The sequence below is a fragment of the Desulfuromonadales bacterium genome (assembly GCA_035620395.1).
Classification (GTDB): Bacteria; Desulfobacterota; Desulfuromonadia; order Desulfuromonadales; family DASPGW01; genus DASPGW01.
Genome location: DASPGW010000286.1, coordinates 1 through 9,974 on the forward strand (window position 1 = coordinate 1; position 9,974 = coordinate 9,974).

General features: G+C 64.7%; 11 protein-coding genes. 1 reads left to right on the forward strand and 10 read right to left on the reverse strand.

Annotation, left to right across the window (positions count from 1 at the left end):
* The 6 genes from VD811_15605 to VD811_15630 form a co-directional block, all read right to left on the reverse strand.
* The coding region (locus VD811_15605) for a hydrogenase (GenBank protein ID HXV22409.1) at positions 1-384 on the reverse strand (384 nt) is incomplete at its 3' end.
* A gap of 39 nt (positions 385-423) precedes the next feature.
* Positions 424-1,338 carry an NADH-quinone oxidoreductase subunit H gene (locus VD811_15610; GenBank protein ID HXV22410.1) on the reverse strand — a complete coding sequence of 305 codons (915 nt, stop codon included), beginning with the start codon at positions 1,336-1,338 and terminating at the stop codon, positions 424-426.
* A gap of 13 nt (positions 1,339-1,351) precedes the next feature.
* Positions 1,352-3,325, reverse strand: coding sequence for a proton-conducting transporter membrane subunit (locus VD811_15615; protein HXV22411.1), 1,974 nt, complete (start codon positions 3,323-3,325; stop codon positions 1,352-1,354).
* Complete coding sequence (locus tag VD811_15620) at positions 3,322-5,325, reverse strand: proton-conducting transporter membrane subunit (protein HXV22412.1); 2,004 nt, start codon at positions 5,323-5,325, stop codon at positions 3,322-3,324. The genes VD811_15615 and VD811_15620 overlap by 4 nt, the downstream gene beginning before the upstream one ends.
* The gene (locus VD811_15625; protein ID HXV22413.1) at positions 5,322-6,065 is read right to left on the reverse strand and encodes a YoaK family protein; all 744 of its coding nucleotides are present in this window, start codon (positions 6,063-6,065) and stop codon (positions 5,322-5,324) included. Before VD811_15625 ends, VD811_15620 begins: the two co-directional genes overlap by 4 nt.
* Positions 6,066-6,158: 93 nt before the next feature.
* A complete protein-coding gene (locus tag VD811_15630) occupies positions 6,159-6,836 on the reverse strand; it encodes a PTS sugar transporter subunit IIA (GenBank protein HXV22414.1) in 678 nt (225 codons plus the stop codon).
* Between the two features lie 150 nt (positions 6,837-6,986).
* On the opposite strand from VD811_15630, the gene VD811_15635 reads away from it, so the two are divergent.
* A complete protein-coding gene (locus tag VD811_15635; protein HXV22415.1) occupies positions 6,987-7,862 on the forward strand; it encodes an alpha/beta fold hydrolase in 876 nt (291 codons plus the stop codon).
* 89 nt (positions 7,863-7,951) lie between these two features.
* Here VD811_15635 and VD811_15640 read toward each other — a convergent pair whose 3' ends face one another.
* The 4 genes from VD811_15640 to VD811_15655 all read right to left on the reverse strand — a co-directional run.
* Positions 7,952-8,623, reverse strand: coding sequence for a hypothetical protein (locus VD811_15640; GenBank protein ID HXV22416.1), 672 nt, complete (start codon positions 8,621-8,623; stop codon positions 7,952-7,954).
* Between the two features lie 135 nt (positions 8,624-8,758).
* Entirely contained in the window at positions 8,759-9,235 is a 477-nt protein-coding gene (locus tag VD811_15645) for a hypothetical protein (protein HXV22417.1), read from the reverse strand.
* Positions 9,232-9,573 carry a P-II family nitrogen regulator gene (locus tag VD811_15650; protein HXV22418.1) on the reverse strand — a complete coding sequence of 114 codons (342 nt, stop codon included), beginning with the start codon at positions 9,571-9,573 and terminating at the stop codon, positions 9,232-9,234. Before VD811_15650 ends, VD811_15645 begins: the two co-directional genes overlap by 4 nt.
* A partial coding sequence (locus VD811_15655; protein ID HXV22419.1) for an efflux RND transporter permease subunit occupies positions 9,570-9,974 on the reverse strand: 405 nt, incomplete at its 5' end. The genes VD811_15650 and VD811_15655, both read right to left, overlap by 4 nt.

Below are 9,974 nucleotides of genomic sequence, written 5' to 3' on the forward strand. Positions count from 1 at the left end.
CAGCGAGGTCGGGATGAAGAGACCCCCCTGGTGTTCCGTCACCAACGGCAGGAAATCGGCGAAAATGAAGGCGGCGGCGGTGACCAGCGCCCCGAGGATGAGAGTCGGGACATAGCCGATCAGCGGTTCGATCTCGCGCCGGATGCGCACCTCGCGAATGGCCCGCAGCAGCAGCCAGGGGATGAATATCCCCTTCAAGGCCAGGGCGCCGACGCCCAGCAGCAGCGCGTGGCCGGAAAAACCGTGCGTGAGGACCGGCAGCAGGGCCAACAGCGCCCCCTGTATAGCCACGGCGCGGATGCAGGCGGCCAGCCGGGCACTGCCGAGGGTGAAGAAATTCAGCAGGATGACCAGCAGCAGGCACAGATTGCTCAGACCAAACATAGAGCTACGATCTCCGGTGGTTTGGTTAACTGTTTGCTGTTATCGCAGCACCAATACAAGGGCAAATATCGAAACCAGAGTGGTGCCGATCAGTATCTGCGGAATCCGCACCAGCCTCAGGCGGGCCATGATCGACTCCACCACGCCGATGAGCAACGCCAGCAACAGCATCCCACCCAGAAAGACCATGGCATCGAGCCACCACAAACCGGTCTGCCAGGGGAGCGCCAGCCGCACCACCAGTGCCCCGAGCACCATCAACTTGAGCGCTGCCCCGTAAAGAATCATGCCGAAGGCCGGGCCGCTGTGATCGAGAACCATCACCTCGTGGATCATGGTCAGTTCCAGATGGGTGTTGGGGTCGTCGAAGGGGATGCGTGAATTCTCGACCAGCAGGACGACCAGCAGACAGACCAGAATCAATCCCAGCGGCGCCGCTGCAGGCCCCTTCCAGGCCGCTTCCAGGTGGGGTCCCAGCAGCGAGTTCAGCGAGAGTTCCCCGGCCAGTCGCGCCAGGACCATCAGCGCGAAGAGGACGGTCGGTTCGGCCAGACAGGAGAAGGTCACCTCGCGGGCGGCGCCCATCCCTTCGAAACTGGAGCCGGTATCGAGGGCGGCAGCCGCGGTGAAGAAGCGGGCGAGGCCGAACAGATAGACGAACAGGATCAGATCCCCTTCAAAGGAGAGCGGCGCCGGCAGTGCTCCAAAGGGTACCAGCAGCGATGCCAGGACGGGCACTGTCAGCCCGACGACCGGTCCAGCCCGGAAGACCCAGGTGGTCGTGCGGCTGAACACGAACCCTTTGCGCCACAGCCGGGCCAGGTCCCAATAGGGCTGCAACAGCGGAGCGCCCACCCGCCCCCCGAACAGGGCCTTGGTCTTGACGATCACCCCCTGCAGCAGGGGAGCGAAAACCAGCAGCAAAACCAGGTGCAGCAGCAGTCGGCCCAGCATGTCCAATTCCTCTTCAGATGGTCGTTATCAGCAACAGCAGAACGCACAGCGTCACCGCGACGTAGAGCAGGTAAACGGCAACCAGCCCGTTCTGTACCCTGGCCCGCAGCCAGGTGAAGCCCCGGGCCACCCCCCGGCAGCCGGGGTAGAGCAGCCGGTCCAGTACGCTGTCGGGGGTGTCGCTGTGAAAATGTTCCGGGGCAGGGAATACATCCGTTACTTCGCCCCCCCGCCGCTCCGTGCGCAAGCCGAAGCGGAACAGCCCCACCAGGAAATCGGCAAAGGACGAGGCGGTGTATTGCATGCGCGGCCCGGGCAAGGCGTAGCCGCAGCCCCAGGTCGAAACAGCGGCAGGAGCCCCTCTGGCGCGACGCTGCAACCAGAAGCCGACGACCACGACTATCAGAATCAGTCCCCAGCCCATTCCCCCCACCCAGGCCAGAGGCGCCAGGGGCGCCGACAGGCTGCCCTCCCCGGTCCGGCCGCTCCAGTCGAGCGCGGCCCGCTGCAGCAGGGGCGCGACCGTCATCGGCAGCAGGCCGATCCAGACGCAGCAGGCCAGCAGCGGAAGCATCGCCAGGCGCATGCAGAGCGGGGCTTCGTGGGCCCGGGCGGCCTCGGCGCTGCGGGGCTCGCCGAGAAAGGCGATGCCGAACACCTTGACGAAACAGGCCAGCGCCAGGCCGCCGATCAGCGCCAGGGCGGGGGCGGCCAGCACCGCCAGATGCACGGTCAGCGACTCGCCCGCGAAGGCGTTGAAGGCGCCAAGGTAGATCAGCCACTCGCTGATGAAACCGTTGAAGGGAGGCAGGCCGCTGATCGCCACCGCGCCGCCCAGGAAAAAGATGCCGGTCCACGGCTGGCGCTTCAACAGCCCGCCGTAATGGTCGATCTCCCGGCTGCCAGTGGCGTGAATCACGGAACCGGCGCTGAAAAAGAGCAGGGACTTGAAGAGCCCATGGTTGATCACGTGCAGCAGCGCTCCGGCGATTCCCAGCAGAATCAGCGCCGGCAGCTCGAAGCTCCGCCCCAGCAGGGCGATCCCCAGACCGAGGGCGATGATGCCGATATTTTCCACGCTGTGGTAGGCGAGCAGGCGCTTGATGTCATGCTGGGCGAGGGCGAAAGCCACTCCGAAAATGCCGGAGACCACACCGAGCGCCAGAACGCTCCAGCCCCACCAGGGGGGGAGGTCGAAGAAAAATGAAGTCAGCCGCACCAACCCGTAGATACCGGTCTTGATCATCACCCCCGAAAGCAGGGCCGAGGCGTGGCTCGGAGCGGCCGCGTGGGCGCCGGGGAGCCAGATATGCAGCGGCATCAGCCCCGCCTTGAGACCGAAGCCGAACAGGCCGAGGAGAAAGATCGCGGCGCCCCCGCCGGCGGCCAGCGACTGCGCCGCAGGAAAAGTAAAGGAGCCGGAGAGCTGCTCCAGCAGGGCGAACATGGCGAACAGCGCCAGGGTGCCGGTGTGGGTAGCGACGAGGTAGATGAAACCGGCCCGGCGCGCCTCGATTTTCTCCCCCTCGGTGGTGATGAGAAAATAACTGGACAGGGCCATCACTTCCCAGGCCAACAGAAACAGCACGGCGTTGCGGGCGGTCAGCAAGGTGATCAGGGCGCTGCCGATCAAGCCGAAAAAGAGGCGGAATTTTCTCCCATTGTCCGGATGTTCCCGCTGCGGCCAGTAGCCGAGCCCGTAGACCGCCCCGCAGGCCAGAATCAGCAACACCGGCAACAGAAAGACTGCCGAAAGGGGATCGAGGCGCAGGGCCAGTTCGCCGCCGGGAACACTCCAGGGGAGGGTGACGGAATCCCCGCCCCGGCCCGACAGACCGCCCACCACGCCGGCCAGGCCGCAGCCCGCACCGAGCAGGACCAGAAAAGAGGCCGGTCTTTCACCGGCGGACCCTTGTCGGGACAGGAACAGACCCGGCACCCCCGACAGGGCGATCAAAACCGCGGCGGCAAGGACCAAGGGCATCATCCGCCCCCCCAACCGAGTTCAGCCAGGACGCTCCAGGCCATGAGCACGGCGCAGGCGAGGAAAACATAGAGCAGGTAAACCGGCAGCCGCCCCTGCTGCAGCCAGCGCAGACGAACACACCGGTCGGCGACCCGTTCAAACCCGGGCAGGAACCACCGGCCGAGGACCGGATCAAGACCGTGGTGAGCCAGCTTGACCACCCGCGGGAAAAGTCCGGTCACCGCCTCACCCGCCGCGGCCAGCCGCAGCCCCGCCGGCAGCAGATGGCTCTGGGTCAGTTCGGCAAACCCGTCGCCGGTATAGGCCATGCGCGCCGAGGGAAAAGAAAACCCGCACCCCCAGGTGCTGGTCCGGCTTTGAGGGCGGCAGCGCAAAAGCAGAATTAGTCCCAAGGTAGTCGCGGCCAGCGCCAGCACCAGCAAAGCCCCCCAATGCCCGACCTGCGATAGCGAGGCAAGGGCGGTAGCCAGCACCTCCGGAGCGACTGGCACCAATTGGCCGAGAGGAGCGGCAAGCAGGCCGACCGCCCACTGCGGACGCAGGCCGATGGCCAGGCAGGTCAGGAGCAGAATCAGCATGGGAACGATCATCTTCGGGCCGGATTCATGGGCATGGTGGGCGGACGCGCTGCGCGGCTCGCCGCAGAGAGCGATCCCCGCCAGGCGGGTGAAGGCCACCAGGGCCAGCGCCCCGGTCAGGCCGAGCACGCCGACCAGCAGCAAGGGAACCAGCCCGCCGAAGCCGCCGTTGACCAGGCCCGCCTTCAGCAGCCCGAGGTAGAGCAGCCATTCGCTGGCCAGCCCGTTGAAGGGCGGAAGGGCGGCGATGGCCAGACAACCGCCGATCAGCAGGCTTCCCGTCCAGGGCATCCGTTTGAGCAGCCCCCCCATCTGGTTCATGTCGCGGGTGCCGGTGCCGTGCAGCAGACTGCCGGCGCCCAGGAACATCAGCCCCTTGAACAGGGTGTGGTTCCAGATATGCAGCAGAGCCCCGGCAAAACCGAGCACGGCCAACAGCGGCTGGTCGTGCCGGGAAGCAAACAGGCCCAGGCCAAGGCCGAGGAAGATGATCCCGATGTTCTCGACGGTGGAGTACGCCAGGCAGCGTTTGACGTCCCGCTGCAATATGGCCATGGCGATGCCATAGAGAGCCCCGGCGCCACCCAGGAGCATGAACACCACCCCCGCATTTGGCGAAACTGATGGCAGCAGACCGCCGACCCGCAGGATGCCGTAAATGCCGGTTTTCACCACGACGCCCGACATCAGGGCGGAGACGTGGCTGGGCGCGGCGGGGTGGGCATCGGGAAGCCAGACATGGAGGGGGAACAGGCCGGCCTTGACCGAGAAACCGGCGGCCGCCAGAGCAAAGAGCAGCGTCGCCATGACCGGCGAGAGTTGCGCCAGGGGACCGAAATCGGCGAAGTCGAAGCTGCCGCAACGCACCCCGGCCGTCACGAAGAAGGCCAGCAGCAGCATGAGTGCGAGGTGGGCGAGCACCAGGTAGAGCCAGGCGGCCTTGCGTACCTCGGGCTGCCGGTGCTCGAAGGCGACCAGAAAAAACGAGGCGAGGGTCATGATCTCCCAGGCGGCCAGGAACAACACGGCATTGGCGGCCGTGACCACCAGGATGATGGCGGCAACCAGCAGATTGAAGAAAAACCAGTGCGGACCCAGCGCTCCGGGACGGGGATAATCGCGCAGATAGCCAACGGCATAGACCGCGCACAGCAGGGCGAGGAGGCAGGTCGGCAGGAGGAAGAAGGCCGCCAGGGGGTCGAGGTGCAGAGCCAGCCGCCCCCCGGGAACCGACCATGCCAGGGTCCAGAAGGGCGAGTCGCCGGCGGTGAGTTCCGTCACGGCCGCCAATATGCCCAGCAGGGCACCCGCCAAGGCACCGGCACAACCCAGGATGCTTGCAAGCCGCGGCCGCCCGCTGGTCACCAGGGCCAGCAGGCCGCCGGCGGCGAAAAGCAGCAGGGAGCCAAGCAGCAGCGTCATAGCAACTCCATCTCCTCCGCGGAGGGGATACCCCAACGGTCAATTTCGAATTCATGCAGGTGCCGACGCCGCCAGACAAAGTAGCAGGCCCCGCCGGTCGTGCAGCTGATGGCGGCCAGGAAAAGAGCCGGAATGCCGATTTTCGCAAAAGCCAGCCCGCCGAGCAATCCGCCGGTGAAAAACCCGCCAAGCAGCACGGTCAGCAGCAGCAGCTTCCAGACTTCGAGGCGTCGATAACGGATCATCTGCCCGAGCAGGACTCCGATGTCCGTGACCATGCCGGAGACATGCGTGGTGCGGATGATCAGCCCGTAATAACTGCTCGCCATGGCGTTTTGCAGACCACAGGCCATCGCCGCCAGGGGGATGCCGCTGCGTCTCTGGTAAAGCAGCAGAATGGCCGAGGTGGTCAGCAGCGCACCTTCCAGCATCATCGTAATCCCATAGCGGCGGCCGGGACGAATCCGGGTGGCGCCAATGATCAAGCCGCTCAAAATCGCGCCGCACAAAAAGCCGATGAAGATTGCCAGCGCCCCTCGCAAGTCCGCCCGGTTGAGGGTGGTGACGTCAATCGCCAGGCGCGAAACCGCACCACTCATGTGACTGACCGGCACGTGATAAATCCCGAGGAGAACCACGTTGACAAATCCGGCAACGGAGGAGAGGAGCCCGCCGAAGACGAAGACCCATGGACGCTCCCGGAAGAGGTTTTTCTTTTCCCTGTAAGGCGAATACGGCATCTTGACTACAATTCCCTGAGCCCGGGTTTACCGGCAGAGAAGTCTGTCGAACAGGCTGGCCAGCACGGGGTGACCACCGGCTGCCTTCGCAAATTATCTTTTCCGCTCGACTTCAGCACTGCGCAGGGCGGCGAAAATCTCCTCCCGGCTCCCCTGCCCTTCCAGCACCTTGCGGAAGCGGCGGTCCCTGAGAACGAAGCCGAGCTTGGAGAGCAGGTGCAGATGGGCACGCAGAGTCGGCGTGATGAGCGTGAAGAGAATGCTGACCGGCCGGCCGTCGAGGGCCTGGAAGTCGACCGGGTTTTCCAGGAAGCCGAGGGTGACCGTCGGCCGGGTGACGTGGAGCAGTACCGGGTTGCGCGGGTGGGGGATGGCGATGCCGTCGCCGACGGCGGTGGAGGCGAGCCGCTCGCGGGCGATCAGGACCTGGAGCAGATAGGGGCGATCGACTTCCTCGGGCAGGCGCAGATGGGCGACCAGGTCGGCCAGCACCTCGTCACGGCTTTTTCCCTCGAGCCGGTAGAAGACCCCCCCGGCCTCGAGTGCCTCGCTCAGCGACGGCAGGGGCGAGGGGTCGGCCTCCGGCTCCTGGAAGGCCTCGGGCGCCACGCTGATGCGACGGGCGGTAGCCCATTCGAGCAGTTCCGCCCGGTTGAACCGGTACTGCTCGTGGACCCGGTAGGCGGGAACGATCGCCTGCTTGATCCAGCGGTAGATCGTCTTCTCCGAGACGCTCAGCAGCCGGGCGGCGTCTTTCACAGAAAGGTTCATTTTTATCCCTTATGACATTCGTCTCTGCGAATGGACAACTTTGGACATTAATGGAAAGACGAGACGGATGTCAACAGGAAAAAAAGAGACCGACGCGACGGTCCGGGGTGCGTCGGCTATAATCGCGGGGAGACCAAAGGAGAACTCCTGATGGGAAGAAACAGCAGCCGACAAATCACCCTCTGCGACGGGCGCTGCCTCGGCTGGGCCGAATACGGCGACCCGCAGGGCGGGCCGCTCCTCTACTTTCACGGCTTTCCCGCCTCGCGCCTGGAGGCGGCACTGACCGACGAAGCGGCGGCACGGCTCGGTATCCGGGTCATCGCCCCCGACCGCCCCGGTATCGGGCTCTCCGACTTTCAGCCCGGCCGCGCCATCGGCGACTGGCCGGCGGACGTGGCGGAACTGGCCGACGCCCTCGGACTGGGACGCTTCGCCGTGCTGGGGGTGTCAGGGGGAGGGCCCTACGCTCTGGCCTGCGCGGCGAACATCCCGGAGCGGCTCTCCGCCGTCGGCATCGTCGGCGGCCTCGGACCGCTTGACAAGGTCGGAGCAACTCGGGGCATGAGCCTTTTGAGCCGTTTCTTCCTGCAGCTCTTCCGGCAGGCACCGGTTGCCGGGCGGGCATTCTTCGCCCTGGCTGCACAGATGGCCCGCCACAGCCCGGAGCGCCTCTTCGCCCTGTTCACCGCCAACGTACCCGGACCGGACCGGGAAGTCCTCGCCAGACCGGCGATCCGCGGCATCTTTCTCGCTTCTCTGGACGAGGCGGCCCGCCGCGTCTCGCAAGGGGGGGCGCGCGAACTCTACCTCTACACCCGCCCCTGGGGGATCGACTTCGCCCGCATCAGGGTGACGGTCGACCTCTGGCACGGCCGGCTCGATGCCACCGCCCCCGTGGGCATGGGAGAAGATCTGGCCCGAACCATCCCTGGCTGCCGAAGCCGGTTCCTTCCCGACGAAGGCCATTTCTCGCTGCCGCTGCGCCGAATGGAGGACATTCTCCGCACCCTCCGTGCCGATTAAACGGGAGCGCCTGGCAAAGCACTTGAATACCTGTTGCCCAATCTGGCCACCCCCGCTTGCGCGAAATCCGCCGCTGTTGCCCTGCCCGGTTACGGTCCCAGCAGAAACCGGACCTGGAAATCCGTCAGGCCGCGGGACTGCGCTGCCGTCATCAGCGGGGTTACCTCGATCAGCACGTCCCGGCCGGCGTCGGTATTGAAAATATCGAAGGCCCGAATCGCCAGGGGGACGGAGGAGTAATCGCCGGGGGTGAGCCCTGCAACCACCGAATACTGGACCAGGTCGAGCAGAACCGGGACGGCGGCGGAAAAATCGACGAAATTCACGAAGATCGTCAAGGTCGCCGAGAGGACGATGGCGTTCAGAGGAATGACCGGTTCACCCGTCGATCCGTCGAGGGGAAAATCGAGGAAGGCCCGGAACTCGGGCTGGTTTGGACTGGCGCTGTCAATCCCGAACAAAAGTGTGTCGGGACCCTGGGTAATGGTAAAGGTACCCAGGACCGGATCGAAGGCGATGTCGCCATCCGTCGGCTGATTACTGAGGATGGAGGCCACAACCGTTCCCGGCACTCCGGGCAGAACATACTCGACGGTCAGTTCCGGCGCGGTGATCTCCACCGTAGGGCGATCATCGATCCCCACCAGTCCCGGTCCAACGAAGACCGGAGCGTCGCTGCCGTCGCTCCCCCCGCAACCGGCCAGGACCGGCAGCAACACCCCGAGAACCGCCAACCACCTCAAATTGAACCATCTGTTCATCGTCTGTCTCCTCCCCCCCCGTCCCGATACCGATCACTCTCAACTTAACTATAGATGAAAAGGGTATCCGCTGTCCGGCAAAACCCAACGACGGCAATCGTGGTCAGCCGTGCTATTTTTGCTGAGCGTCACACTTTAAGTGCATTCAAGGTGCTTTGCCCCGGGAGAATGGGCATGGTACCTGACGCAAACCTTCGAGCCAGGGGGAGGAACCACCCTCGTCTCCGCCGAAAACCGCCCCTCCTTCACGCCGCCTCCTTTCGAGGCATGACCGCTAAGCCTTGGCGTTTCCCTGGCGATTACGGTTCCCTGCGAATCGCGGATGACTATATCGACATGCCCCGTCAGTAAGAACTCGTGGTACTTTCTGACCTTCCCGGAAACAATCAGATCCGCTCCTTTCTGCACCACCCTGGCTTCGGAAACGGAAGCCACCCTGGTGGGGATGATTTCCAGGGCGATCGACCCCGCAACCGCTTTTTCCGCGTGGGCCGTGGCGCAGCCCGCCGCTATCCAGGCCATCGCAAGAACGAGGAGCACCAGACTACGTTTACCTCTCATTGCCTTCGCTCCTTTCATCTCCGGGCCGTAGCCCCCCAGGCACGCTTTCATACGGCAATCTCCCCGCGCTCATTGGTCCTGATCCGGACCGCCTCCTCCACGTTCAGGACATAGATTTTCCCTTCGCCCCGTTCGCCGGTCCAGGCCTTCTGCTGGATGAGGTCAACGACCTCCCGCACGATGGCATCGGAAACCATCAGCTCGATCCGAATCTTGCTGCAGAAATAAGTAATCTCCGCATCGTTGAGATCCCGGCAGGAAACACCCCTGCCTTGCCCGAACCCCCTTATATCCATCACACTCATGCCGGTCAGACCGTCGGTCAATCTCAGGGCCTCCGTCACTCTTTCCAGAACAGCCGGTCTGATATAGGCGATGATCTGTTTCATTGTGCGACCTCCTTCCGATTCAGCTGCCGCGTCGCTCTTCCTTCCCACCAGCGGTAGAGAGTCGGGAGCACGACGAGGGTCAGTAATGTCGAAGTAATCAAACCGCCGATGACCACGGTGGCCAGGGGCCGCTGCACCTCGGCGCCGGTGCCGTGGGAGAGGGCCATGGGGATGAAGCCGAGCGCCGCCACCAGGGCGGTCATGAGCACCGGCCGCAGCCGCACCGCCGCCCCCTGGATGATCGCCTCGTCGAGGGGCATCCCCTCCTCGCGCAGCTTGTTGAAATAGGAAACCATGACGATGCCGTTCAGCACCGCCACGCCGAACAGCGCGATGAAACCGATGGCGCCGGAGACCGACAGGGGCAGTCCGCGCAGGAAGAGGGCGACGATACCGCCGAT